The organism is Pseudomonas sp. GW821-FHT07F05, from assembly GCF_059418765.1.
In genome coordinates, this window is sequence record NZ_JBWKQL010000004.1 from 31,508 (window position 1) to 55,181 (window position 23,674).

Sequence of the window (23,674 nt, forward strand, 5' to 3'; positions counted from 1 at the left end):
GTGGGAGTCGAGCTTGCTCGCGAAGACTTACTTTCAGCACCAGAGAACGTGGCTGGATGCCCCGGCCTCTTCGTTAGCAAGGTGGAGCGCCACCCCGGTCACTCCCACAGGTCTTGCGCCAACCGGGAATCCCGAGCCGAATCACCCTACCGTGGGAGTCGAGCTTGCTCGCGAAGACTTACTTTCAGCACCAGAGAACGTGGCTGAATGTCCCGGCCTCTTCGTGAGCAAGCTCACTCCCACAGGTCTTGCAACAACCGGCGATTTTGAGTCAGCCCACCGTCATGTGGGAGCGAGCTTGCTCGCGAAGACTTACTTTCAGCCCCAGAGAAAGTGGCTGAATGTCCCGGCCTCTCCGTGAGCAAGCTCACTCCCACAGGTCCTCCTACAACCGGCGATTTTGAGTCAGCCCACCGTCATGTGGGAGCGAGCTTGCTCGCGAAGGCGTACTTTCAGTCCCCGAGAAAGCGGCTGAATGTACCGGCCTCTTCGTGAGCAAGCTCACTCCCACAGGGGCAGTGTTGGCCGAGCGACCGCGTGGCGTCAGCCGCGGGCGGGCCTCCACTCAACGCGGCGTGATATCCCGCTCCACCGGCCCGGCATTCGTGTTGAAGCCCACCGGAAACTTGCCTTTCAGGTGCCAGGCAAACGCGATGATTTCGGCGATGGTCAGGTACAGCTCCTGGGGGATGCTGTCGCCCAGTTCCAGGCGGGCGAGCATTTTCACCAGTTCGGCGTTTTCGTAGATCGGAACCTTGTACTCCCGGGCGATCGCCAGAATGGCTTCCGCCAGGCTGTCATCGCCCTTGGCCGTCAGCGTCGGGGCCTGGTGTCCGTCGTAACTCAGGGCAATGGCCTGACGCGGTGTCTGCTCGGGTTTGCTCATCAGGCGTTCTCGTCGATCCAGCGTTGTTCGAGCACGGTCCGTGGACCTTGGGGCGGCACGCCACGGTTGCACTCCAGTTCCTTGACGTTCAGACCGCACGCCACTAACCGCGCACGCAGATTATCCAGCTCGCTGGAAATCAACTCGGCGCTGCCTTCACGTTCGGCCCACAACTGGCTGGCGATGCTGCCGGCAATCAGTTGCGCCTGCACCTGCAACGGGCCGAGGGGCTCCAGATCAAACGCCAGCTCCACCCGCCACAGCTTTTCTCGCTCCTTGGCTTCCTGCACTGGCGTGTCGGAATGCTCGTCGCGCTCAGGCGTTTCCTCGCGCTGAACCTTGACTTGCAACGGCACGATGTCGTGGGCGTTGCGCATCGGAATCTCCAGCTGCCACGTGGTCACCTGGGTGCCGTCGGCATTGGTGCGGGTCTGCTCCAGGCCGCCCAGTTGATGGCTCTGCAGGCGCGAAATCGCCCCTGCCGCCAGCTTCAACAGCATCTCCAGATCGTCCTTGCTCTCCGGATGGCCGAGGGTGCGCGGTGGTAATGGAAAGTTGATCGTATCGCTCGGCGGCGCCACCAGCCCCAGGGTGCCGAAAGCGCTGCGCAACACGCTGGGCATGGCCCGCGCCAGGGTATTGCCGGCGGCAGCAGCGTCATAACTGACGTTGCCCGGCAGCCCCGGCAGGAGTTGTGTGACCAGCCGCAGCAGATTGGCTTTCATGTCCGGCACCAGCGTCGGGTTCTGCCCGGCGAGCAAGCGTGACTCCATGAACAGCCCGCTGGCATTCAGCGCCTGGGCGACGCCCTTGGCGGTGGTCATCTGCGGAATGTCCGGCAGATCGGCCAGCAGTTGCTCGATGCTGGCCCGCAGCGACGGCGAAAGATCGTCGCCATCGGCAGCCGGCGGCGGCATGTTTTGCAACGCCGTGATCAGGCCCTGCAGCGAGCCCTGACGGCTTTGCTGCGTCGACAGCTGCTGCGCCAGGGCCAGTTCGTCCAGACGATTGGGCAGGGCGACGAAATTCAGCGCCTGACTGTTCTGCACCTGGGCGCTGAGCAGACTGCCGACCCGCAACGGCTGCGGGCTGTCGACGGTCAGGCTGGTGCCGGCCAGGGCCGTGTTGAGCAGGATGACGATGGAACGGTAATTGGCTGGCTGCGCGCTGGCTGAGGATTGCCCGAGGGATTGCCCCGCCAACTGCGCGACATTCTGCGCCGCGACTTGCGTGGTCAGCACTTTGCCTTGCAGCAGCGTGCCAGCGGGCAGTTGCCGCGTGTCGATGCTGGTGAGGCTGTTGGTGACGGCTTTCTGCAGGTCCGGCACGCTGATGGTCAGGGTGTCTGCTGAACCCTGGGCGACGTTGACGCTGGTGCCGGGCGTCAGTGGCAGCGAACTGCTGACGGGGAGGGTGGTTTGCCGGCCGTTGTCCATGGTCAGTTTGAGCAGCAGCTGAAAGTCCTGCCCCAGTTGCTTGAGGCTCACCACTTCAGCGCTGGCCACCTGACCCGAGGTCAACAGCCCTTCGCGCGGCTCCATCAGCTTGAGCACTTCGCCCGTCGGCACGCCTGCGCGCAGCAAGGCCGTGGCCGCTGCTATTGGAGAAAGATTGGGTATATCGCCTGTCATCAGATCCCGACTCGGTAAATTTGCGCTCTGAGTGGCGGGGCCGGGTATGTATAATCCGGCACCGACTGCGTCGGCGGTCCACCGTTAAGCTGCATCAGTATAACGGCCGTCATGATCCCGACTTGAACCGCCGTGCCGCTGCCACCGAAAAGAAGGTCCCCATGCCGATCCCCGTTCTTGAAGCCGTGGCGCTGACTTGCGAGCGTGACTGGCGCCTGCTGTTCGAGCATCTCGAATTGCGGTTGAGCGCGGGTGACATGGTGCAGATCAGCGGCCCCAACGGCAGCGGCAAGACCAGCCTGCTGCGCCTGTTGTGCGGGCTGATGCAGCCCACCGCCGGCAGCGTGCTGCTGGACGGCAAACCCCTCGCCAGTCAACGCGCCGAGCTGACCCGCCACCTGCTGTGGATCGGCCACGCTGCCGGCATCAAAGATTTACTCACCCCCCTGGAAAACCTCACCTGGCTCTGCGCGCTGCACACGCCCGTGGACGCCGCCGACATCTGGCGCGCGCTCGAAGCGGTCGGCCTGCGCGGCTTTGAAGACGTCCCGTGCCACACCCTGTCGGCCGGCCAGCGCCGCCGCGTCGCACTGGCCCGCCTGTATTTGCCCGGCCCCGGCCTGTGGATGCTCGACGAACCCTTCACCGCGCTGGACAAACAGGGCGTCGCGCAACTCGAAGCGCACCTGGCGGCTCACTGTGAAAACGGCGGCGCCGTGGTGCTGACCACGCACCACACGCTGAGCCGCACACCCGCGGGTTATCGCGATCTGGACCTGGGGCAGTGGGCGGCATGAGTCAGGTGTTTACCCTGCTGATCGCCCGGGAAGCGCGCCTGCTGTTTCGGCGCCCGGCCGAGCTGCTTAACCCGCTGGTGTTCTTCGCCATCGTCATCGCGCTGTTTCCCCTGGCCGTCGGCCCGGACACGCAACTGCTGCAGCGCCTGTCGCCAGGGTTGGTGTGGGTGGCCGCGCTGTTGTCCGTGCTGCTGTCGCTGGACGGCCTGTTCCGCAGCGATTTCGAAGACGGCTCCCTCGAACAGTGGGTGCTGTCGTCGCAGCCGCTGGCGCTGCTGGTGCTGGCCAAAGTGCTGGCGCACTGGGCATTTTCCGGGCTGGCGCTGGTGTTGCTGTCTCCGCTGCTGGCGCTGATGCTGGGCCTGCCCACTGCGTGTTTGCCGGTGTTGCTGCTGTCGCTGCTGCTGGGCACGCCGGTGCTGAGCCTGCTCGGCGCGGTGGGTGCGGCGCTGACCGTAGGGCTCAAGCGCGGCGGTTTGCTGCTGGCGTTGTTGATTCTGCCGCTGTACATCCCGGTGCTGATTCTCGGTAGCGGCGCCCTGCAGGCTGCACTTGAGGGCATGCCCGCGACCGGTTATCTGCTTTGGCTTGGCAGCCTGACCGCACTGGCGGTAACCCTGACGCCCTTTGCAATTGCCGCTGGTTTGAAGATCAGCGTTGGCGAATAATCGCACCCTGACCGAGCGGACAGTTTTTCCGTCTGCAGGTCCCGGACGCTTCAGCCATAAGAAGCGCCTTGCCCTGACAGCGCCTCTGGCTGAGACGCACTGTGATAACAAGCACCGTGATGAAAAGCACCGTGATGAAAAGGCAGCGAGATGAACACAAGCGCCAAGGCTAAAGGCGGCATGAGTTGGGCCTGGTTCCACAAACTCGGTTCGCCCAAATGGTTTTACGGCATCAGCGGCCGTCTGCTGCCGTGGCTGAGCATCGCTGCGGCCCTGTTGATCGGCATCGGCGTGGTCTGGGGCCTGGCGTTCGCGCCGCCCGACTACCAGCAAGGCAACAGCTTTCGCATCATTTATATCCACGTGCCGGCGGCGATGCTGGCTCAGTCCTGCTACGTGATGATGGCCGTGTGCGGCGTGGTCGGGCTGGTCTGGAAGATGAAGATGGCCGATGTCGCCCTGCAATGCGCAGCGCCCATCGGTGCGTGGATGACCGCCCTGGCGCTGGTCACCGGCGCGATCTGGGGCAAGCCGACGTGGGGCTCGTGGTGGGTCTGGGATGCGCGGCTGACGTCGATGCTTATTTTGCTGTTTCTGTATTTCGGCCTGATCGCGCTGGGCAACGCCATCACCAACCGCGACAGCGCCGCCAGGGCCTGCGCCGTGCTGGCCATTGTTGGCGTGATCAACATCCCGATCATCAAGTATTCGGTGGAATGGTGGAGCACCCTGCACCAGGGCGCGACCTTCAGCCTGACGGAAAAGCCGGCCATGCCCGCTGAAATGTGGCTGCCGCTGCTGTTCACCGTGCTCGGGTTTTACTGCTTCTTCGGCGCGGTTCTGCTCATGCGTATGCGCCTGGAAGTGCTCAAGCGCGAGGCCAGGGCCGGTTGGGTCAAGGAGGTATTGATGAAGCACCTTGGCCACCCAGCGCCTCCGAGCAACGGAGCCGAACGATGAGCTTCGAGTCTTTCAGCGATTTTCTCGCCATGGGCAAACACGGGCTGTATGTCTGGTCGGCTTATGGCATCTGTTTCACCGTGCTGGCGATCAACGTCCTGGCACCGGTTGTCGCGCGTCGGCGTTACCTGCAACAAGAGGCGCGTCGTCTGCGCCGGGAGAGCATCACGTGAATCCGCTGCGAAAAAAGCGCCTGTTGATCATCGTGGCGATCCTCGCCGGGGTCGGCATCGCGGTCAGCCTTGCACTCAGCGCGCTGAAGGAAAACATCAACCTGTTCTACACCCCGACCCAGATCGCCGACGGCGAAGCGCCCCGTGACACACGGATTCGCGCCGGTGGCATGGTCGTTCAGGGCTCGCTGCAGCGCTCGTCGGATTCGCTGGATGTCACCTTTGCCGTCACCGATTTCAACAAGTCGGTGCCCATCACCTATCGCGGCATCCTGCCGGACCTGTTCCGCGAAGGTCAGGGCATCGTCGCCCTCGGCAAACTCAATGCTGACGGTGTGGTCGTTGCCGATGAAGTGCTGGCCAAACACGACGAAAAATACATGCCGCCGGAAGTCGCGAAAGCGCTGAAAGACAGCGGCCAGCCCGCGCCCGCCGCCACGCCCGCCGCTCTCCCGGACAAACAGGGGTAAACGATGATTCCCGAACTCGGCCATCTGGCCATGATTTTGGCCCTGTGCTTCGCCCTTGTGCAGGCCATCGTGCCGCTGCTGGGCGCCTGGCGCGGCGACCGTCTGTGGATGAGCCTCGCCCAGCCCGCCGCGTGGGGGCAGTTTGCCTTTCTGGTGTTTGCCTTCGGCTGCCTGACCCATTCGTTCATGGTCGACGACTTTTCCGTGGCCTACGTCGCCGAAAACTCCAACAGCGCGCTGCCGTGGTACTACAAATTCAGCGCCGTCTGGGGCGCACACGAAGGCTCGTTGCTGCTCTGGGCGCTGATCCTCGGCGGCTGGACCTTCGCCGTGTCGATCTTTTCCCGACAGTTGCCTCAGGTCATGCTCGCCCGCGTGTTGGCGGTGATGGGCATGATCAGCGTCGGCTTTCTGCTGTTTCTGATCCTCACCTCCAACCCGTTCAGCCGCATCCTGCCGCAGATTCCCCAGGACGGGCGCGACCTCAACCCGCTGCTGCAGGACATCGGCCTGATCGTCCACCCGCCGATGCTGTACATGGGTTACGTCGGTTTTTCCGTGGCATTCGCCTTTGCCATCGCCGCCTTGCTCGGCGGTCGCCTTGATGCGGCGTGGGCGCGCTGGTCGCGGCCGTGGACCATCGTGGCGTGGGCCTTCCTCGGCATCGGCATCACCCTCGGTTCGTGGTGGGCCTATTACGAGCTCGGCTGGGGCGGCTGGTGGTTCTGGGACCCGGTGGAAAACGCCTCGTTCATGCCATGGCTGGTGGGCACTGCGCTGATCCACTCGCTGGCGGTCACCGAAAAGCGCGGCGTGTTCAAGAGCTGGACCGTGCTTCTGGCCATCGCGGCGTTTTCATTGAGCCTGCTCGGCACCTTCCTCGTGCGTTCGGGCGTGCTGACCTCGGTGCATGCCTTTGCTTCCGACCCGGCCCGTGGCGTCTTCATCCTGATCTTCCTGTTGATGGTGGTCGGCGGCTCGCTGACCCTGTTCGCCATCCGCGCGCCGGTGGTGAAAAGCCACGTCGGCTTCGGCCTGTGGTCGCGGGAAACCTTGCTGCTGGGCAACAACCTGGTGCTGGTGGTGGCGGCGTCGATGATTCTGCTCGGCACGCTGTACCCGCTGGTGCTGGATGCGTTGAGCGGGGCGAAGATGTCCGTCGGCCCGCCGTATTTCAATGCGTTGTTCGTGCCGCTGATGGGCTTGCTCATGGCAGTCATGGCCGTGGGGGTGCTGGTGCGCTGGAAGGACACGCCGGTCAAGTGGCTGCTGAGCATGCTCGCGCCGGTATTGGTCGGCAGCGCGGTGCTGGCAGTGATCGCCGGTTTTGCCATGGCCGACTTCCACTGGGCGGTGCTTGCCACCTGCCTGCTCGCGGCCTGGGTGTTGCTGGCCGGCGTGCGCGACCTGTTCGACAAGACGCGGCACAAAGGTCTGCTCAAAGGGATGCGCTCGCTGACCCGCAGTTACTGGGGCATGCAAGTGGCGCACCTCGGCATCGCGGTGCTGGCGCTGGGCGTTGTGCTGTCCAGCCAGAACAGCGCCGAACGTGACCTGCGCATGGCACCCGGAGAATCGGTGGAGTTGGGCGGCTATATGTTCGTGTTCGAGGGTGCCCGGCATTACCAAGGCCCGAATTTCACCTCCGACCGCGGCACCCTTCGCGTGCTGGAGGACGGCCAGGAAATCACTGTGCTGCACCCGGAAAAACGCCTGTACACCGTGCAGCGTTCGATGATGACCGAGGCCGGCATCGACGCCGGTTTCACACGCGATCTGTACGTGGCGCTGGGCGAACCGCTGGAAAACGGCGCGTGGGCGGTGCGCGTGCACGTCAAGCCGTTCGTGCGCTGGATCTGGTTTGGTGGACTGATCACCGCACTGGGCGGGTTGCTGGCGGCGCTGGACAAACGTTATCGGGTCAAAGTCCGCGCGAAAGTGCGTGACGCGCTGGGCATGACGGGAGCGGCAGTATGAAGCGCTGGATGTTGCTGATCCCGCTACTGCTGTTTCTCGGCATGGCGGGGTTGTTGTACCGAGGCTTGTATCTGGATCCGTCGGAATTGCCGTCGGCGCTGATCGGCAAGCCATTCCCTGAATTCAGCTTGCCTGCAGTGCAGGACGGCAAGCCGCTGACCCGCGCCGACCTGCTGGGCAAACCGGCGCTGGTCAATGTCTGGGGCACCTGGTGCGTGGCCTGCCGCGACGAGCACCCGGTGCTGACCAAACTCGCGCAGCAGGGCGTGGTGATTTATGGGGTCAATTACAAGGATGTGAATGCCGATGCGCAGAAGTGGCTCAAGGATTTTCACGATCCGTATCAGCTGAACATCAATGATGAGGCGGGCAGCCTGGGTTTGAACCTGGGTGTGTATGGCGCGCCGGAGACCTTTTTGATCGATGCCAAGGGCGTCATTCGCTACAAGCATGTGGGCGTGATTGACGAGACCGTGTGGCGCGAGAAGCTGGCGGGCCAGTATCAGGCGCTGGTGGATGAGGGCAAGCAATGATCACCCGGCATGATGTGGCGGCTGATGGTGATGGAGCTTTTGTGGGAGCGACCGGGGTGGCGATCCACCTTGCTCGCGAAGGCTTAAGTTCAGCCCATGGAGATGTGTTGAATGTTAGGACCTCTTCGCGAGCAAGCTCGCTCCCACAGGGGATTGGGGGTGTGTCGGCTGGCTTGCTGCTGAAGGGAGTGCGGCGGCTGGCGGCTGCGGTATTGGCATTGAGTTTTGCCGGAGTGGCCCAGGCGGCGATTGATGCTTACACCTTCAAGGACGACGCCGAGCGTGCCCGTTACACCGAGCTGACCCGCGAGCTGCGCTGCCCGAAATGCCAGAATCAGGACATCGCTGATTCCAACGCCCCCATCGCCGCCGACCTGCGCAAAGAGATCTACCGCATGCTCGGCGAAGGCCAGAGCAATCAGCAGATCATCGATTTCATGGTCGATCGCTACGGCGAGTTCGTGCGCTACAAACCCGAGCTCAATGCCCACACCTGGCTGCTCTGGTTTGGTCCGGCCGGGCTGCTGTTGGGCGGCGCGGTGTTGATTGGTGTGATTGTCGTGCGCCGGCGCCGCTCAGGCCGCGAAAACGCCGACGTGCTTTCCGACGAGGAGCGTCAGCGCCTCGCCCACTTGCTGGATAAGAACCGCGAATGATCGATTTCTGGATGGCCGCCGGCCTGTTGTTGCTGGTGGCCCTGAGTTTCCTGCTGATCCCGGTGGTGCGCGGCCGTCGCGCACAGACTGAGGAAGATCGCACCGCCCTCAACGTCGCCTTGTATCAGGAGCGCATCGCCGAGCTGCAAACGCAGCAGGAGGAGGGCGTGCTCTCGTCGGCGCAACTGGACGGCGGTCGGGCCGAGGCCGCGCGCGAATTGCTTGCGGACACTGAAGGCGTGGGCGCCGAGCGCGTATCGCGGCTTGGCAAGCCGCTGCCGTTACTGGCGGCGATTCTGGTCCCGGTCTTGGCGTTGGGGCTGTATCTGCATTTCGGCGCGTCGGACAAAGTCGAGCTAACCCGGGAGTTCTCACAGCCACCGGGTTCGCTGGCGCAGATGACCGAGCGTCTGGAGCGTGCGGTCAAGGCACAACCGGATTCCGCCGAGAGCGCGTACTTTCTGGCGCGCACCTACATGGCCCAGGATCGCCCGGCCGATGCCGCGCGGATGTTCGAGCGCGCGGCCAAGCTGGCGGGGCGTCAGCCGCAGCTGCTGGGTCAGTTGGCCCAGGCGCTGTATTTCGCTGGCAACAAAACCTGGACGCCGCAGATTCAAGGGATCGCCGAAGAAGCGTTGAAGCTCGACCCCAGGGAAGTCACCAGCCTGGGCCTGATGGGCATCAACGCCTTCGAGAGCCAGCAGTTCGATCAGGCGGTGAGTTACTGGACGCGCTTGCTGGCGGTTTTGCCGCCGGACGATCCGTCCCGTGGGGCGCTGGAAGGCGGGATCAAACGGGCCAGCGACAAGGTCGTGCAAAGCGGGGGCACGCTGGAAAACACCCAGCCGGTGGCGGTTCAGGGCGCACGTCTGAAGGTGCGCGTCACGCTGTCGGAAGCGTTGAAAGCCAAGGTTCAGCCGGGCGACACGGTGTTTGTGTTTGCCCGTGCGGTGTCAGGCCCGCCGGCGCCGCTGGCGGTCAAGCGCGTGACCGTGGCCGACTTGCCGGTGGAGGTCGAGCTGACGGACGCCGACGCGATGATGCCGCAGCTGAAACTGTCGAACTTCGCCGAAGTCCAACTGGTGGCCCGGGTGTCCCGCGCCGGTCAGCCCACGGCGGGGGAATGGATCGGTCGCAGCCAGCCGTTGCCGAGCAACGTGACGGCGCTGCAGGCCCTGACCATCGACAGCCCCGATCAGTCATCCCGTTAACGCAGCGAGTAGAGAGCCCTTATGTATCGCGTCGCCCGTTTTGCCTTGTTGAGTCTGGTGGTGGGATTGACCGCCGCCTGTGCGGTGCAGCATCCAGGGCCGCAGAGTTCCGAGCCGATCCCGACCATCCCCGGTCCGTCGCCGACGCCGCAGCCCGGCACCCCGCGGACTGCGCCAGCGACGCCGCCGTCCACGCCGATCCCGGCGCCGGGCCCGAAAACCTCTTCGCACTTCGCCCCGCCGCCGGGTGGCAACAGTCACTGGGATGCGCGCCTGGGTGTGCATGTGTTGGATAACGTGCCGAATACGTTTTATCGCCAGCGCACCTATTACCGCTGGAACAATGGCTGGACGTGGTCGACTTCGCCAAGCGGGCCTTGGCAGGAGACCGATGCCAGTGGCGTGCCGCCGGGGTTGAGCAAGCAGTTCGGGAATTAAGGCCTGGTTCGGCGAGATCAAGATCAAGAGCGTCTGCCTAAGGGCAGACATTTCGCCTTCGGCGAGTTACTTGGAAAAGTCGAAAGTCGCACCATCCCCAAGTAACCAAGGGTGCTTGCTCCTGGTTGGGCCCTTCGTTCCTCAGGGTTCCTTCACTCCGTTCCCGCTGCGTGGGCCCGCGCCGAACGGGCATCCATGCCCTGACGGCGCTCTCGCCGCATCCATGCGGCTCGGCCCACTCCGCGAGACCTCCGTTCAGCCTGCACCCAAGTCGCGATTTGTGGTGTTTGGGCTTTTTGCGTATGAAGATCAAAAGCAGATCAAGAGCTTCCTGGCTGAAGCCGGTCCTACGGGCGGGCGCGGTCTGTTAGTGGGACTGGCTTTAGCCGGGAAGCTTTTGATCTGATCGTTCCCACGCTCCGCGTGGTAACGCCGCCCTGGACGCTCCGCGTCCCGCAGACGACGGGCATCAGGGCAGATGAAAACGGCGGCTCTTAAGGTCGCCGAGATGTCGCGTGGCAGACCCGGCCCATGTGGGAGTGAGCTTGCTCGCGAATGCGATCTGTCTGTGACTTACGGATTGTCTGGCTCACTGCATTCGCGAGCAAGCTCGCTCCCACACGTTCTGCATTCCGCTGTGAATCACCGGTCAAGCCAAACAAAAACGGCGACCTCTTCAGGTCGCCGTTTTCGCATCGTCCGTTGCTTACTTGCCCGGGTAGATCTGATCAAACACGCCGCCGTCATTGAAGTGAGTTTTCTGCACGGTGCGCCAGTCGCCGAAGGTTTTTTCCACTGACAGGAAGTCCACTTTCGGGAAGCGGTCGGTGTACTTGGCCAGCACCGCCGGGTCCCGTGGACGCAGGTAGTTGGCGGCCGCGATTTCCTGGCCTTCCGGCGACCACAGGTACTTCAGGTATTCCTCGGCCACGGCGCGGGTGCCTTTCTTGTCGACCACTTTGTCCACGACGCTCACCGGCGGTTCGGCTTCGGCGGAGACGCTCGGGTAGACCACTTCGAACTGATCACGACCAAACTCGCGGGCGATCATTTCCGCTTCGTTCTCAAAAGTCACCAGCACGTCGCCGATGTGGTTGGTCATGAACGTGGTGGTCGCGCCACGGCCGCCGGTGTCGAGCACGGGTACGTGGCTGAACAGCTCGCCGACGAATTTCTTCGCCGCTGCTTCATCGCCGCCGTTTTTCAGCGTGTAGCCCCAGGCCGAGAGGTAGGTGTAGCGGCCGTTGCCCGAGGTTTTCGGGTTCGGCACCACGACTTCAACGCCATCCTTGACCAGGTCCGGCCAGTCCTTCAGCGCCTTCGGGTTGCCCTTGCGCACGATGAACACCGTGGCCGAGGTGAACGGCGCGCTGTTGTTCGGCAGGCGGGTGACCCAGTCCTTCGGCACCAGCTCGCCGTTGTCGGCCAGCGCGTTGATGTCAGTGGCCATGTTCATGGTGATGACATCGGCAGGCAGGCCGTCGATCACAGAGCGCGCCTGCTTGCTCGACCCGCCGAAGGACATCTGAATCGTCGCGTTTTCTTTGTGCTCAGCTTCCCAGTGCTTCTGGAACGCGGCGTTGTAGTCCTTGTAGAAGTCGCGCATCACGTCATACGACACGTTCAGCAGCGACGGCGCGGCGGCTTGTGCAGCGCTGCCCAGAGCCAGTCCTGCGGCGAGCAGGGAAGCGGCGAAGATCTTTTTCACTGTGGATTCCTTGTGGCGTTGAGCAGGGGTGCGTTTAGTGATGCGCTCTTGGAAGAGCCGTTGTTATAACCAGGCAAGATGGCCAATGGCTGGCGACTATAACCAAAGTCCCCAGCGGCTCAATAGATCAAAAACTCATGTGCTTATGTCCCGTTGCGCGTCCGCCGGTGCGGCCATCGCGCCGAGCTTGGGAAACAGCGCATTGCCGCAGCGCGAACAGAACGCCGCGTTGGGTTCATGGGCGTTCTTGGCGCACACCGGGCAGTTGTGCTGCAGCTGATCGCCGCGCATGGCGTTGGCCAGTTCGGCGGTGAAAATCCCGGTGGGCACGGCGATGATCGAGTAACCGGTGATCATCACCAGCGACGACAGGATTTGCCCGATCGGCGTCTTCGGCACAATGTCGCCAAAGCCCACCGTGGTGAGGGTGACGATCGCCCAATAGATGCCCTTGGGAATGCTGGTGAAGCCGTGCTCCGGCCCTTCGACGACGTACATCAGCGTGCCGAACACCGTCACTAGCGTCGACACGGTGGCCAGGAACACGATGATCTTCTGCTTGCTGCCACGCAGGGCGGCGAGCAGGTAATTGGCCTGTTTCAAATAAGGGCTGAGCTTGAGCACGCGGAAGATCCGCAGCATGCGCACCACGCGCACGATCAGCAGGTACTGCGCGTCGCTGTAATAGATCGCCAGGATGCCCGGCACGATCGCCAGCAAATCGATCAGGCCGTAGAAGCTGAAGGCGTACTTGAGGGGTTTGGGCGAGCAGTACAGGCGCAGCAGGTACTCGACCGCGAAGATGAAGGTGAAGGTCCACTCGATCCAGGCCAGGGGAGCGGCGTAGTTGCGGTGAACGGCCTCGATGCTGTCGATGATCGCCACGAGCAGGCTGCAGAGAATGAGCACCAGCAGGATCTTGTCGAAGCGTCGGCCGGGTTTGGTGTCACTTTGAAAAATGATGATGCGTAGCTGTTCGCGCCAGCTGATGTTGCTGTCCATGGGGTCGTTCCGCGTGCAAGGTCGGCAAAGCGTGGGACAAAGCGCTCAGGAGCGCAACCTGTCATCACCGATAGCCTGACGCAGCAGCCGGGCGCTGGCCTGCGCCAGCCAGCAGGCCAGAATGAATGGCGCGGTGAGCGTCGCCAGCCCCATGGCTGCAAACCCCGGCTGCAACAGAATCGACAGCCCACTGGCGCTCGCCGGTAACCAGGGTTTGTGCCGCGCCTGACTGAAGGCCAGCCCGGCCAGCGCCGGGTTGTAGCCGCACAGAGCGGGCAGTGGCAAGTCAGGCTGCGACTTCCACAGCACGAAGGTGACGCCGCTGAGGCAACCGACAAAGGCCCAGAGCGCGGCGCGCCGATTGGCGATCAGCAGCCCGACACCGATCATCACCCCGGCCAGCGGATGATCGAGCAGAAAGACCTGACCAAAACCCAGCGGCAGCGCGTGGATCGGACTCACGTCTGCGACAGCGACTGAAGTCGGCCGGACAAACATCAATAACAACCATCCAAACAGCACGAAGGGCGCGGTGTAGGCGTTCAGGCAGGACGCCCGCGGCGTTCGCTCCAGCCAGGCGTGCATGAGCATCGCGCTCAGCCCGCCGCAGGCGATGATCAGCAGCGGCACCAATGGCCACCATTCCAATCGGTAGCCGATCAGCAGGCCCAGCAAAACCCCGTTGTAGCTATAGAGCCCAGCCTGGCGCCTGACTTTCGGGTACCCGCGCCGTTGCGCCGTGAGCAAACCGGCGACGGCACCCAGCAGCGCGTCGCCCAGGGAGGAGGGCGCGCTGATCAGAATCGCCACCAGACAGAAAACCCCGCAGAGGGGGCTGCGTTGCAGGAGCACCTGACTGAAACCGTTGAGCAGGGCTTCGGCCCAGTCAGGGCAATGGTGGGGAGATGGGGCGAGGAGGGCCGGCATGTATGTATTCAATGCTTGTATTTATTGTATACATAATGGCTTGATATCGGTGTTTCGACAAGGTAGCAGGCGCGTACTCATCGAACAGCGGTGATCTCTCATGCTCCCTGTAACCAGAACTGCGCGCTCAACCGGTTTGTTTGACAGACCAGCCGCTGCCCAGGGCCCCGTCACTTGCGATTAAACCGGCTGCGTTGCTTCTTCTGCGGCAATGGCAGCTTTAACACTTGGACGTGCTTCGACCCGTTCCATGAATGACGCCAGCTCCGGCCAGTGCTTGACGTCGATATTAAAGAACGGCAGCCACTTCAGTACCGTGAACAGGTAGGCATCAGCGAGCCCAAAGGCGCCTAGCAAATAGTCTTTCTGCACCAGCTCCTTGTTCAGGTAGTCCAGACGCTTGAACAATGTATGGCGGAAGATTGCTTTGGTGGCTTCAGGAATATCGGCATTGAACAGCGGTGCGCTGCCCCCATGGATTTCAGAGGTGATGAAGTTCAGCAGCTCCTGCAGACGCGTCCGTTCCCACGTGCCATTGGCCGGTGCCAGCGAGTTACCCTCAACCTGATCGGCCAGGTGCTGGATGATCGCCGGACCTTCGGTCAACACCTGACCATCATCCAGCACCAGCGCAGCGACATATCCCTTCGGGTTGATGTCGCGAAAGTCACGGCCGTCTGCTGTGGCTTTTGTCTTGTTGTTGACGCGGATCAGCTCGAATGGCAAGCCCAGTTCACGCAGCACGATGTGTGGCGACAGAGAGCAGGTCATGGGGGCGAAGTACAATTTCATCTGGATATCCTATAAGCGAACGGTGCGTGACCAAACGTGTTCCCGGCTCGGGGAGTTGTAGTTTTCAGAACGCTCGGGGTCAGGAGCGACGCTAGAATCAGTGACGCTGGCAGCGCTTAGCAAAGGACTTTTTGAATGCTACCTTATGACAAAATCTCATGAGTCCCTCGGTCCTTATGGCTACCAGAATCCCCTCACTAAACGGACTGAAAGCGTTTGAATCCGCTGCCCGCCATATGAGCTTTACCAAGGCAGCGGAGGAGCTGAATGTCACGCAGACCGCCATCAGCCATCAGATCCGCCGGCTCGAAGATGAATTGGGCATTCGCCTGTTTCTGCGGCTCAAGGATGGGCTGGCACTGACCACCGAAGGGCATTCGTATCTGCCCGGCATCCGCTCGGCGTTCCATGAGTTGCGCTATTCCACGGAAATGCTGCTGGAATCCACAAACAACAGCGCGTTGACCATCAGCACGTTGGTCTCGCTGGCGTCTAAATGGCTGCTGCCGCGCCTGGCTTCGTTTCAGGAGGCGTATCCCAATATCGACGTGCGAGTCACGGCATCCACCGATCTGGTGGACTTTCGCAAAGGCGGCATTGACGCCGCGATCCGCTATGGCTTTGGCGACTGGAAGGGGCTGCGGTCGGACTGGCTGATGTCCGACGAAATTTTCCCGGTGTGCAGCCCCAAGCTGCTTACCGGCCCCAAAGCCTTGAAAACCCCGGTTGACCTGGCCAATCACAAGCTGTTGCAGGTCAGCGGCATGACCAGCAACGACTGGAACATGTGGTTGAGTGCCGCCGGTCAGCCGAAGAGGCTGGCAGAAGGCACGCGGCTGACGTTCGATCTGGCCATGATGGCCGTACAGGCGGCTATCGATGGCCTGGGGGTATGCATTGGCCGCTCGACCTATGTCGATGACGATTTAAAAGCCGGTAAGTTGGTCGCGCCGTTCAACCTCAAGCTGAAGTCCGATCTGGGCTTTTATTTGGTAACGCCGCTGGAAATCGCGAATTCGAAAAAAGTCGTGGCATTTCGCACCTGGCTGATCGATCTGGTGCAGGGCGCCGAATCCGTCTCGGTTTCAGGACTTCTGGACTAGTTCGTCGCGCCTCATTGGCATCCAGGCGCTCACATCCCCCAAGGGCATGATTTGTTGCGCCAGCGCAGTGCTCCGGACGAGGAAAATGCCCCTGTGGGACCGGCTTCAGCCGGGAAAGCCTCAGGCGTCACACCGCAAAATTGAGGGTGCCCAGGCCGGCCGCTTCCCGGCTAAAGCCAGTCCTACGGAAACACCGCGTACCCCTGTGGGACCGGCTTTAGCCGGGAAAGCGCCAGGCGTCACACCGCAAAATTGAGGGTGCCCAGGCTGGCCTCTTCCCGGCTGCAGCCGGTCCCACGAAAACACCGCGTACCCCTGTAGGACTGGCTTTAGCCGGGAAAGCGTCAGTCGTTACACCGCAAATCTTATGGGGCTCAATCTGGTTGTTACACCCGAAACTGCCGCAACAACCCATTCAGCTGTTCACTCAACCCCTTGAGCTGATTGCTTGCCGTGCTGGACTGTTCGGCCGCCACCGCCGTGCTCTGGGACAACTGCGCCGCCTGGGTGACGTTCTGGTTGATGTCTTCCACCACGTGCGATTGCTCAAGGGTCGCGCTGGCGATGGAGGCGTTCAGGCCGTTGAGGTTGCGCAGCGCCTGGCTGATCGACGTCAGGCTCTGGCCGGCCAGGTTGGCCTGCTCGATAGTCAGCTGCGAAGAACGACTGCTGTCGGCGATCACTTTTACTGCGGCATCCGAATGCGCCTGCAGGCGCTCGATCATCGCCTGGATTTCCGCCGTGGATTTCTGCGTGCGCTGGGCCAGCAGGCGGACCTCGTCTGCGACGACGGCGAAGCCACGGCCCTGATCACCCGCGCGGGCGGCTTCGATGGCGGCGTTGAGCGCCAGCAGATTGGTCTGCTCGGCGATCGAACTGATCACCTCCAGCACACCGCCGATCTGCGTGCTTTCGCTGGCCAGCGTGCGAATCACTTCCACGGCCTGATCGATGGTGCCGGACAGGTGCCCGATCTGCTTCAGGCTGCTGTCGATGTTGGCCTGACCCTGCTGCGCCTGGGATTCGGCGTTGCGCATCTCGCTGGCGGCGTGCTCGGCGTTCTTCGCCACGTCCTGCACGCCATAAGTGACCTCATTGACCGCCGTGGCCACCTGCTCCATCTGCAGCGACTGCTGCTGGCTGCGCTCCTGGGCCTGAATGGCGTTGCTGCCCAGCTCACTCGACGCCTGACCCAGGCCGACCGCAGACGACTGCAGCTCACTGACCACCCGCCGCAGCTTGGCGGTGAACGCATTGAAGTGCCGGGCCAGTTGCGTGACTTCGTCGTTGCCCTGGGTTTCCAGGGTGCGGGTCAGGTCGCTTTCGCCGCTGGCGATATTGGCCATCGCCTCGACGGTGGCCTTGAGCGGGCCGGCGATGCTGCGCGCGATGAGAATCAACAGCAGCGCCATGACCAGAATGATGCCGGCACTGATCGACAGCGCCTTGACCACCTGCTTGTAGAACTCGGCCTGCACGTCATCGATGTAAACGCCCGAGCCGATGATCCAGCCCCACGGCGCGAACAGCGAGATGTACGAGGTCTTGCCGACCGCATCAGTGGCGCCGGGCTTGGGCCAGCGGTAGTTGACCATGCCTCCGCCTTTGGCCTTGGCCAGGGTGACCATCTCGTTGAAGACCTGAAAGCCGTCCGGGTCTTTGATGCCGGACAGGTCCTGGCCTACCAGCTTGGGATTGGCCGGGTGCATGATCATCACCGGGCGCAGGTCGTTGATCCAGAAATAGTCAGTCTGGTTGTAGCGCAGCCCGCGAATGGCATCCATCGCCTGCTGTTGGGCCTGCTCGCGGGGCAGGGTACCGGCGGTTTCGAGGCCATGGTAGTAATCGAGCAGGCCGCTGGCGGTCTGCACCACGTGCATGGTCTTGACGGTTTTGGCTTCGTACAGATCGTCGTGGATCTGTTTGAGCATCGCCGCCGCCAGCGTGAACAGCATCACCACGGCGACGATGAGAATCAGCCACAAGCGCCGGCTGATCGAAAGATTGCGCATATTCATGATCGTCACTCCGCTTCTTTATTCTTCTTGTTCGGCCAGGCCGCTCTATAACCGCTTGCACGACAGCCCATTGACCCGCATCCCTCAGCGGAGGGAAGCCATGGTGTCATTAAGCATCTCGGCCTGCCCGGTATAAACCTGAGTGTGGCCGCAGGTTACTGACACAGGTATAGCCAAAGGCTTACACGACCTGAGGAACTTGGCTCTAGGTTGAAACACCTCGTCGCGGTACATTGGATCCATCAACTGCAGCAACGGACCGCTGCAGGATCAAGGACGATCGACCGTTGCCAGGCATTGGCGGCCAACAGGAAGTTGGACGGTGTTGCACAAACCCGCTTCGGCGGGTTTTTTATTGCCTGCGATTCCGCAAAGTCCCGTTTGTACGGTTTCATTTCCAGAATCTGCACATCGTTTCGACCAAATGTTGCTTCCCAATGGAATTTCCGGCGCTCGCGCCGCTCACAGTACGGACTACACCCGAGTCCAGGACAGGGCCGGCCGGGCAGGCATGGGAAATAATTATTGTGGATGTGGCGCAAATGGCAGCAGACGTACCAAACATGGGACTCATTCTGGTGGTTGAGGACGAGGAAATCATTCGCGAGTTCGTTTGCGAAATCCTCGAGGATGAAGGCTTTACCACCCATGCGCTGGAGACTGCAGACGAGGCGGCGAAGTACCTCGAAAGCAACTCGGGCGACGTGGCGCTCCTCCTGACCGATATCCTCATGCCGGGCACCTTGAACGGTGCGGACCTTGCGAACCTGTCGAGCAACAAGTATCCGCAGATCCCGATCCTGATCATGTCAGGTCACGAGACACCCGAGAGCTCGGGTGTCGTACATCCAGTCGTGTTCATCCGCAAGCCCTGGAGCTTCGGCCAGCTCTTGCAAGGTGTGAACAGGGCCTTGGGCTACGACAAGGAAGAAAGCCAGTGACCTTCAGCGGTCCGGCTCACACCCTTTGAGCACCAGGCGGATGATGGTCTGGGCGGCCGCTTCGTAATCAGCGTCGTCCAGAGTCGCTTTACCCGTCACCGTGGAAATCTGCCAGTCGAAGTCGGCGTAGGTCTGGGTCGCGGCCCAGATGCTGAACATCAGATGATGGGGGTCGATCGGGGCGATCAGACCGTCCTCGATCCAGCCCTGAATACATTCGATGTTATGCCGGGCCTGTCCATTCAGTTGCTCAACCTGCTCGGGCGTCAAATGCGGCGCGCCGTGCATGATCTCGCTGGCGAACACCTTTGAAGCGAAGGGCAGCTCGCGGGAGATGCGGATCTTCGAGCGGATGTAGCTCGTCAGCACTTCAGCCGGCACACCCTCGCGATTGAACGGCGTCGACGCCTGCATGATTGGCTCGATGATGCTTTCGAGCACCTCGCGATACAGATTGTCCTTGGACTTGAAGTAGTAATAAACGTTGGGCTTGGGCACACCCGCCTTGGCGGCGATGTCGCTGGTCTTGCTGGCGGCGAATCCCTTATCGGCAAATTCTTCGCTGGCTGCGCGCAGGATCAGTTCTTTGTTGCGCTCGCGGATGCTGCTCATAAACCGGTATGTCCTTGCCTGCTCGGCGGTGGCGAATGTTAGCACCGGCCTCGCAGCAGGCTCAACATTGCCTCGGCTGCGCAACAACATCCCCTTTGTCCACCGGCTTTGTCACTGGCGCGACGGCGCGCCAATGCTATTGTGTGGCGGGTTGTACCGGGAGCAATAGCGGAATGGCAGCAACTAAACTGGCGCCTTATCAAGGCTGAACGCGTATTCGGTGGCGAGGTGTCGGCAGCATGAACAGCCCATTGTTTTCCAGCGTCGTTGCGTATGCCCAGCATTGCGAGCGTCAGCTGGTGGAAATCCTGCACCGCCGGCCGACGCTCGACCGGCAGCAGGTCATGACCTGGGTCGACGAGCAGAGTCATGCGATGAAAGACCGTGATCCCCTCGACCTGCTGCGCTCGCTGAACGCGAGGGTGCGAGCGGGCAAGCCGCTCCCGTGGGAAGGGCATTCCTGAGGGGGGATCCTGGCCGCGTTTGCCTGTGACCGTTGAACCTCAGCCTCTGTAGCGAGGGTTGAAGTGCTTCGGTCCCAGGCAAGCGCGCCTTACTTCGATGGAGCGTGCCCTTACTTGTCGCTGATCACTGCATAGGCCGGTGCGGGCTTGCGGTTGTAATACATGGCGGCGCCCACCAGCAGCACCAGAATGCCCAGCAGTACCATCGAAGAACCCACCGTCCCGAAGTCCAGGCCGCCTTTTTCATGGGGTTTGGTAAGCACGTCGCCCAGCGTCGCCCCGAACGGACGAGTCAGCACGAAGGCGATCCAGAACAACGCCACCGAAGACAACCGGGTGGTGTAGTGAAGCACCACGACCACGGCAATCGCCGAGCCGATCAGCAACGCCCCGCCCATGAAACCCAATCCCGAGTCATCCGCCAGGAAGTCGCCCAGCGCCGTGCCCAGGGTGTTCGAGAACAGGATCGCGAACCAGTAGAACAGCTCGGCTTTCAGCGTGGTGACGCGGCTGACTGACAACGACCGTTCGCTCCAGTACCAGGCCGAGAAGATCGCCAGCAGGATTGCCACCAGAATGGCCGAACCCGCTGCATAACCGAGGCCCAGCGTACGGTCCATGAAGTCGGACATGGTGGTGCCCGCGGTGCTGGTGGAAAGAATCACCAACCAGTACAGCGCCGGGTTATAGCGTTTGGAGGCCAGTTGCGTGATGAGCGTGACGACAAAGACGCTGATCAAGATAAGGGAGCTGATCAGATAGCCAACGTCGAGGGTCATCGACAGCAAGTCGCCTGCTGTTTCGCCTAACGTGGTGGCACAGATCTTCATGACCCAGAACGCGAGCGTAATCTGCGGAAGTTTGTTCATTGTGATTACCGGGTGGTTCAGACAGGGAGGTTCGAGTGTCTGCCCGACAGTGGCCGACGGTGCCTATCTTCCCGGAGCGGAAGTTAAAAATCGGTCACATGAAAATGAAAAACGCATTCATTGCCCGGAGCGCAAGGCCCCGGGCATTCTGCTGTGGACGCCTGCTGGCAACGGCCTGAGAAGGCGCTTGCCAGCATCGTCCCGGGGCGATCAGAAGAACACTTTCACCAGCAAACTCGCGGTGTTCTGGTCGGTGTCGAAAGAGCGCGTGTCGTTGATCCCGTACTTGTTGCTCCAGTAGTCGTACTCGACGCCTACGTACAACTGCCGGTCCGGAAGATTAAGCGCCTTGCCCAGGTCGTATTTGATTTGCGGGTTGAAGTGCAGGTTGGAGTGGTAATCGCCTTTGCTGTTGGACTGTTTGTTGTCCACGACCCAGTCCATGAAACCGTCGATAAGAATGTCCGACTTGCCCACTGGAATGGTGTAGGACCAGACCGGGGTGATCTGCCAGGCGCCGTAACCGGCGCGGTGGCCGTCGTTGTAACGCTTGTAGAAGTTCAGCTGGAAGTAATCGAAGCCGGGGATCTTCAAATCAAAACCCGGGCCGATGAGATACGACTCGACATCGCCTTCGCCAAACTCGTAAGTGGTTGCCAGCAACACGTCGGTGACAGGGCCGAACTCAAATTTCTGATCGAAGATCTTGCCCATCGACAGGCGCGGGGAAATCTCCCCGTACGTCGAGGCGTTACCCAGGCTGCCGTCTTTCTTGCCGTTGTAGTTGATGTAATCGAGGAAGACGAAGTTATCGCCGTATTTCCAGCCATCGGCATGTTCGTAGGTGAACGTCTGCTGGTTTTCAGGGTTCACGGCGAAGTTCTTGCCGTAGAGGTAAGTCAGGCTGTTGCTCTGCCACTGCAGCAGATCACCCGACATGGCCGGCGCGGCGGCAAGCAGGCTACTTGCGGCCATCAGGCTGGAAAGCGTGCGGTTCATGTAAATACTCCCTTGGATTGACGTCGTGGTTTTTTGCGAACGGACGCTCTGTTATGGCGCCTTGGTTTTAATCGATTAAGTTGTCTGTTTGGTCAGCTTCGAGTTGATAGCAAGAGCTGAGCCAACACCTTGAAAAAAGACGAAAAAGCCCCGCCGGCTGTTTAAATAACAGTCGATTGGTCGATTTATCGATGCCGTTTGGAAGATGCACGGGCTGATCGGAGAGTTGTCCGGTCAGTCAGGTTAGTTGCAGTGTTGTTATTGGACTGAATTCGAGCGGCGGCGGAGGATACTGACTCGCGCAGCCGTGCTCAAGTGCTCTGTCACAGAGCACTCCCGTCGAAAACAGGGCAACCCTCAGTGTGAATGCAGCGGTCCGGCCATCGCCGCACGCTCGGCACCGCCGAGGACATTGAACAGCAGGTTCAGCAACACCGCGCTCAATGTCGCCATGGCGATGCCGCTGTGGGTGATCGGCCCCATCCACTGCGGCAGCTGGCTGAAGAACTCCGGTCGCACCACGGGTATCAGGCCCATGCCGATGCTCACCGCGACCAGCAGCTGGTTGCGCCGGTCGGAGATGTCCGCTTCCTGGAGGATCTTGATCCCGGTGGCGGCGACCATGCCGAACATCGCGATGGCCGCGCCGCCCAGTACGGCAGGCGGGATCGAGGCCACCAGATACGCCGCTTTCGGCAACAGGCTGAGGACGATGAGGAACCCGCCCGCGACGATGGTCACCGAGCGGCAGCGCACGCCGGTCATCTGCACCAGGCCGATGTTCTGCGCAAACGAGGAATGGGTGAAGGTGTTGAGAAAACCCGCGAGAAACGAGGCGGCCGCGTCGCACAGCAACCCCCGGCGCAACATGCCCGGCGTGACTTCGCGGTCGGTGATCTTGCCCAGCGCGAGAAACATCCCCGTCGATTCGACAAAAATGATCACCACCACCAGGCACATCGACAGGATCGGCGCGAGGCTGAATTGCGGCAGGCCGAAGTGCAGGGGCGTGACCACCTTCAGCCATTCGGCCTGACCCAGACCACTGAGGTCGACCATGCCGATGAAGCCGGAGAGGATGTAACCCAGGCCCATGCCGATCAGCACCGAGATGTTGACCCAGAACCCGCGCATGAAGCGGTTGATCAGCAGGATGGTCAGCAACACCAGCGCGGCGACGCCGAGGTAGACCGGGTCGCCGAAACTCACCGCCTTGCTGCCGCCGCCCGCCCAGTTGACCGCCACCGGGAACAGCGACAGGCCGATGGAGGTGATCACGGTGCCGGTCACCAGCGGCGGGAAGAAGCGCACGATTTTCGACATGAACGGCGCGATCAGCATGCCGAAGAAGCCCGCTGCGATGGTCGCGCCGAAAATGCCCGGCAGGCCGACGCCACTCATGCCGGCCATCGCCACCATGCTGCCGACGGCGGCGAAGCTGGCGCCCATCATGATCGGCATGCGAATCCCCAGCGGACCGATGCCCAGGGATTGCACCACCGTGGCGATACCGGCGACCAGTAGGTCGGCGTTGATCAGAAAGGCGATTTCTTCCCGGGAAAGCCCGGCGGCCTGGCCGATGATCAGCGGCACCGCAACGGCACCGCCGTACATCAACAGGACGTGTTGCAGGCCCACCAGAATCAGTTGCAGCAATGGCAGGGGCTGTCGTGGCGGCGCGGCAGGGATGCGCGCGTGAGTTGACTCGGACATGCAACACCTCATTGTTTTTATTTTTTGGTTGGAGCGGATGGAGCGGTTAGCGGCAAGCCTCAAGCCTCAAGCTAAAGCCAATCGCGTACCGCTTCTGACTTGTGGCTTGCAGCTTGCTACTTGCAG

General features: G+C 61.7%; 24 protein-coding genes. 13 read left to right on the forward strand and 11 right to left on the reverse strand.

What is annotated here, in order from left to right:
- Positions 1–565 precede the first annotated feature (565 nt).
- The gene (locus AC07RO_RS11410) at positions 566–886 is read right to left on the reverse strand and encodes an EscU/YscU/HrcU family type III secretion system export apparatus switch protein (protein ID WP_346626666.1); all 321 of its coding nucleotides are present in this window, start codon (positions 884–886) and stop codon (positions 566–568) included.
- Positions 886–2,517 (reverse strand): flagellar hook-length control protein FliK, encoded by a 1,632-nt coding sequence (fliK, locus tag AC07RO_RS11415; RefSeq protein WP_495086049.1) that lies wholly within the window; start codon positions 2,515–2,517, stop codon positions 886–888. Before fliK ends, AC07RO_RS11410 begins: the two co-directional genes overlap by 1 nt.
- A gap of 161 nt (positions 2,518–2,678) precedes the next feature.
- Between fliK and ccmA the strand changes: the two genes are divergently transcribed.
- From ccmA to AC07RO_RS11465, 10 genes are all read left to right on the forward strand, one after another.
- Complete coding sequence (gene ccmA / locus AC07RO_RS11420) at positions 2,679–3,314, forward strand: cytochrome c biogenesis heme-transporting ATPase CcmA (RefSeq protein ID WP_495086050.1); 636 nt, start codon at positions 2,679–2,681, stop codon at positions 3,312–3,314.
- The gene (ccmB, locus tag AC07RO_RS11425) at positions 3,311–3,982 is read left to right on the forward strand and encodes a heme exporter protein CcmB (RefSeq protein WP_205482733.1); all 672 of its coding nucleotides are present in this window, start codon (positions 3,311–3,313) and stop codon (positions 3,980–3,982) included. The genes ccmA and ccmB overlap by 4 nt, the downstream gene beginning before the upstream one ends.
- 180 nt (positions 3,983–4,162) lie before the next feature.
- Positions 4,163–4,942 (forward strand): heme ABC transporter permease, encoded by a 780-nt coding sequence (locus tag AC07RO_RS11430; RefSeq protein WP_495086208.1) that lies wholly within the window; start codon positions 4,163–4,165, stop codon positions 4,940–4,942.
- A complete protein-coding gene (gene ccmD / locus AC07RO_RS11435) occupies positions 4,939–5,115 on the forward strand; it encodes a heme exporter protein CcmD (RefSeq protein WP_122536811.1) in 177 nt (58 codons plus the stop codon). Before AC07RO_RS11430 ends, ccmD begins: the two co-directional genes overlap by 4 nt.
- Positions 5,112–5,585 (forward strand): cytochrome c maturation protein CcmE, encoded by a 474-nt coding sequence (gene ccmE, locus AC07RO_RS11440; RefSeq protein WP_192174169.1) that lies wholly within the window; start codon positions 5,112–5,114, stop codon positions 5,583–5,585. Before ccmD ends, ccmE begins: the two co-directional genes overlap by 4 nt.
- Before the next feature lie 3 nt (positions 5,586–5,588).
- A complete protein-coding gene (locus AC07RO_RS11445) occupies positions 5,589–7,562 on the forward strand; it encodes a heme lyase CcmF/NrfE family subunit (RefSeq protein WP_495086051.1) in 1,974 nt (657 codons plus the stop codon).
- Complete coding sequence (locus AC07RO_RS11450; RefSeq protein WP_495086052.1) at positions 7,559–8,095, forward strand: DsbE family thiol:disulfide interchange protein; 537 nt, start codon at positions 7,559–7,561, stop codon at positions 8,093–8,095. Before AC07RO_RS11445 ends, AC07RO_RS11450 begins: the two co-directional genes overlap by 4 nt.
- 188 nt (positions 8,096–8,283) lie before the next feature.
- The gene (locus AC07RO_RS11455; RefSeq protein WP_282372860.1) at positions 8,284–8,751 is read left to right on the forward strand and encodes a cytochrome c-type biogenesis protein; all 468 of its coding nucleotides are present in this window, start codon (positions 8,284–8,286) and stop codon (positions 8,749–8,751) included.
- Positions 8,748–9,962, forward strand: a complete 1,215-nt coding sequence (gene ccmI, locus AC07RO_RS11460) for a c-type cytochrome biogenesis protein CcmI (RefSeq protein WP_495086053.1) — start codon at positions 8,748–8,750, stop codon at positions 9,960–9,962. The genes AC07RO_RS11455 and ccmI overlap by 4 nt, the downstream gene beginning before the upstream one ends.
- Positions 9,963–9,983: 21 nt before the next feature.
- Positions 9,984–10,400: a hypothetical protein gene (locus AC07RO_RS11465; protein ID WP_495009946.1), complete on the forward strand. Its 417-nt coding sequence runs from the start codon at positions 9,984–9,986 to the stop codon at positions 10,398–10,400.
- Positions 10,401–11,106: 706 nt separating this feature from the next.
- On the opposite strand, the gene AC07RO_RS11470 is transcribed toward AC07RO_RS11465, so the two are convergent.
- From AC07RO_RS11470 to gstA, 4 genes are all read right to left on the reverse strand, one after another.
- Positions 11,107–12,108 (reverse strand): sulfate ABC transporter substrate-binding protein, encoded by a 1,002-nt coding sequence (locus AC07RO_RS11470; RefSeq protein WP_346626672.1) that lies wholly within the window; start codon positions 12,106–12,108, stop codon positions 11,107–11,109.
- 135 nt (positions 12,109–12,243) lie between these two features.
- Positions 12,244–13,110: an ion transporter gene (locus AC07RO_RS11475; RefSeq protein ID WP_463582186.1), complete on the reverse strand. Its 867-nt coding sequence runs from the start codon at positions 13,108–13,110 to the stop codon at positions 12,244–12,246.
- Between the two features lie 45 nt (positions 13,111–13,155).
- The gene (locus AC07RO_RS11480) at positions 13,156–14,037 is read right to left on the reverse strand and encodes an urea transporter (protein ID WP_495086054.1); all 882 of its coding nucleotides are present in this window, start codon (positions 14,035–14,037) and stop codon (positions 13,156–13,158) included.
- A 180-nt stretch (positions 14,038–14,217) separates the two neighbouring features.
- Positions 14,218–14,829, reverse strand: a complete 612-nt coding sequence (gstA, locus tag AC07RO_RS11485) for a glutathione transferase GstA (protein ID WP_495086055.1) — start codon at positions 14,827–14,829, stop codon at positions 14,218–14,220.
- Between the two features lie 176 nt (positions 14,830–15,005).
- Between gstA and AC07RO_RS11490 the strand changes: the two genes are divergently transcribed.
- On the forward strand, positions 15,006–15,932 hold the full coding sequence (locus AC07RO_RS11490; RefSeq protein ID WP_495086056.1) for a transcriptional regulator GcvA: 927 nt from the start codon (positions 15,006–15,008) through the stop codon (positions 15,930–15,932).
- Between the two features lie 386 nt (positions 15,933–16,318).
- Here the strand turns inward: AC07RO_RS11490 and AC07RO_RS11495 are convergent, their stop codons facing one another.
- Entirely contained in the window at positions 16,319–17,950 is a 1,632-nt protein-coding gene (locus AC07RO_RS11495; protein ID WP_495086057.1) for a methyl-accepting chemotaxis protein, read from the reverse strand.
- Positions 17,951–18,492: 542 nt separating this feature from the next.
- Here AC07RO_RS11495 and AC07RO_RS11500 point away from each other — a divergent pair.
- Positions 18,493–18,891, forward strand: coding sequence for a response regulator (locus tag AC07RO_RS11500; protein ID WP_192174178.1), 399 nt, complete (start codon positions 18,493–18,495; stop codon positions 18,889–18,891).
- A gap of 3 nt (positions 18,892–18,894) precedes the next feature.
- Here the strand turns inward: AC07RO_RS11500 and AC07RO_RS11505 are convergent, their stop codons facing one another.
- A complete protein-coding gene (locus AC07RO_RS11505; protein WP_495009952.1) occupies positions 18,895–19,503 on the reverse strand; it encodes a TetR/AcrR family transcriptional regulator in 609 nt (202 codons plus the stop codon).
- A gap of 239 nt (positions 19,504–19,742) precedes the next feature.
- On the opposite strand from AC07RO_RS11505, the gene AC07RO_RS11510 reads away from it, so the two are divergent.
- Positions 19,743–19,967, forward strand: a complete 225-nt coding sequence (locus AC07RO_RS11510; RefSeq protein WP_065988731.1) for a hypothetical protein — start codon at positions 19,743–19,745, stop codon at positions 19,965–19,967.
- Positions 19,968–20,077: 110 nt separating this feature from the next.
- On the opposite strand, the gene AC07RO_RS11515 is transcribed toward AC07RO_RS11510, so the two are convergent.
- The 3 genes from AC07RO_RS11515 to AC07RO_RS11525 form a co-directional block, all read right to left on the reverse strand.
- Entirely contained in the window at positions 20,078–20,836 is a 759-nt protein-coding gene (locus AC07RO_RS11515) for a COG4705 family protein (RefSeq protein WP_192174180.1), read from the reverse strand.
- Between the two features lie 210 nt (positions 20,837–21,046).
- Positions 21,047–21,835, reverse strand: coding sequence for an outer membrane protein OmpK (locus tag AC07RO_RS11520; RefSeq protein WP_192174181.1), 789 nt, complete (start codon positions 21,833–21,835; stop codon positions 21,047–21,049).
- A 357-nt stretch (positions 21,836–22,192) separates the two neighbouring features.
- The gene (locus AC07RO_RS11525) at positions 22,193–23,548 is read right to left on the reverse strand and encodes a nucleobase:cation symporter-2 family protein (RefSeq protein ID WP_346628773.1); all 1,356 of its coding nucleotides are present in this window, start codon (positions 23,546–23,548) and stop codon (positions 22,193–22,195) included.
- Positions 23,549–23,674 lie beyond the last annotated feature (126 nt).

What these genes read in the sequence shown, in the direction of transcription:
- AC07RO_RS11410 (WP_346626666.1), bottom strand. Translation starts at nt 886, where the DNA reads ATGAGCAAACCCGAGCAGACACCGCGTCAGGCCATTGCCCTGAGTTAC.
- fliK (WP_495086049.1), bottom strand. Translation starts at nt 2,517, where the DNA reads ATGACAGGCGATATACCCAATCTTTCTCCAATAGCAGCGGCCACGGCC.
- ccmA (WP_495086050.1), top strand. Translation starts at nt 2,679, where the DNA reads ATGCCGATCCCCGTTCTTGAAGCCGTGGCGCTGACTTGCGAGCGTGAC.
- ccmB (WP_205482733.1), top strand. Translation starts at nt 3,311, where the DNA reads ATGAGTCAGGTGTTTACCCTGCTGATCGCCCGGGAAGCGCGCCTGCTG.
- AC07RO_RS11430 (WP_495086208.1), top strand. Translation starts at nt 4,163, where the DNA reads ATGAGTTGGGCCTGGTTCCACAAACTCGGTTCGCCCAAATGGTTTTAC.
- ccmD (WP_122536811.1), top strand. Translation starts at nt 4,939, where the DNA reads ATGAGCTTCGAGTCTTTCAGCGATTTTCTCGCCATGGGCAAACACGGG.
- AC07RO_RS11445 (WP_495086051.1), top strand. Translation starts at nt 5,589, where the DNA reads ATGATTCCCGAACTCGGCCATCTGGCCATGATTTTGGCCCTGTGCTTC.
- AC07RO_RS11450 (WP_495086052.1), top strand. Translation starts at nt 7,559, where the DNA reads ATGAAGCGCTGGATGTTGCTGATCCCGCTACTGCTGTTTCTCGGCATG.
- ccmI (WP_495086053.1), top strand. Translation starts at nt 8,748, where the DNA reads ATGATCGATTTCTGGATGGCCGCCGGCCTGTTGTTGCTGGTGGCCCTG.
- AC07RO_RS11465 (WP_495009946.1), top strand. Translation starts at nt 9,984, where the DNA reads ATGTATCGCGTCGCCCGTTTTGCCTTGTTGAGTCTGGTGGTGGGATTG.
- AC07RO_RS11475 (WP_463582186.1), bottom strand. Translation starts at nt 13,110, where the DNA reads ATGGACAGCAACATCAGCTGGCGCGAACAGCTACGCATCATCATTTTT.
- AC07RO_RS11480 (WP_495086054.1), bottom strand. Translation starts at nt 14,037, where the DNA reads ATGCCGGCCCTCCTCGCCCCATCTCCCCACCATTGCCCTGACTGGGCC.
- gstA (WP_495086055.1), bottom strand. Translation starts at nt 14,829, where the DNA reads ATGAAATTGTACTTCGCCCCCATGACCTGCTCTCTGTCGCCACACATC.
- AC07RO_RS11490 (WP_495086056.1), top strand. Translation starts at nt 15,006, where the DNA reads ATGGCTACCAGAATCCCCTCACTAAACGGACTGAAAGCGTTTGAATCC.
- AC07RO_RS11495 (WP_495086057.1), bottom strand. Translation starts at nt 17,950, where the DNA reads ATGAATATGCGCAATCTTTCGATCAGCCGGCGCTTGTGGCTGATTCTC.
- AC07RO_RS11500 (WP_192174178.1), top strand. Translation starts at nt 18,493, where the DNA reads ATGGCAGCAGACGTACCAAACATGGGACTCATTCTGGTGGTTGAGGAC.
- AC07RO_RS11505 (WP_495009952.1), bottom strand. Translation starts at nt 19,503, where the DNA reads ATGAGCAGCATCCGCGAGCGCAACAAAGAACTGATCCTGCGCGCAGCC.
- AC07RO_RS11510 (WP_065988731.1), top strand. Translation starts at nt 19,743, where the DNA reads ATGAACAGCCCATTGTTTTCCAGCGTCGTTGCGTATGCCCAGCATTGC.
- AC07RO_RS11515 (WP_192174180.1), bottom strand. Translation starts at nt 20,836, where the DNA reads ATGAACAAACTTCCGCAGATTACGCTCGCGTTCTGGGTCATGAAGATC.
- AC07RO_RS11520 (WP_192174181.1), bottom strand. Translation starts at nt 21,835, where the DNA reads ATGAACCGCACGCTTTCCAGCCTGATGGCCGCAAGTAGCCTGCTTGCC.
- AC07RO_RS11525 (WP_346628773.1), bottom strand. Translation starts at nt 23,548, where the DNA reads ATGTCCGAGTCAACTCACGCGCGCATCCCTGCCGCGCCGCCACGACAG.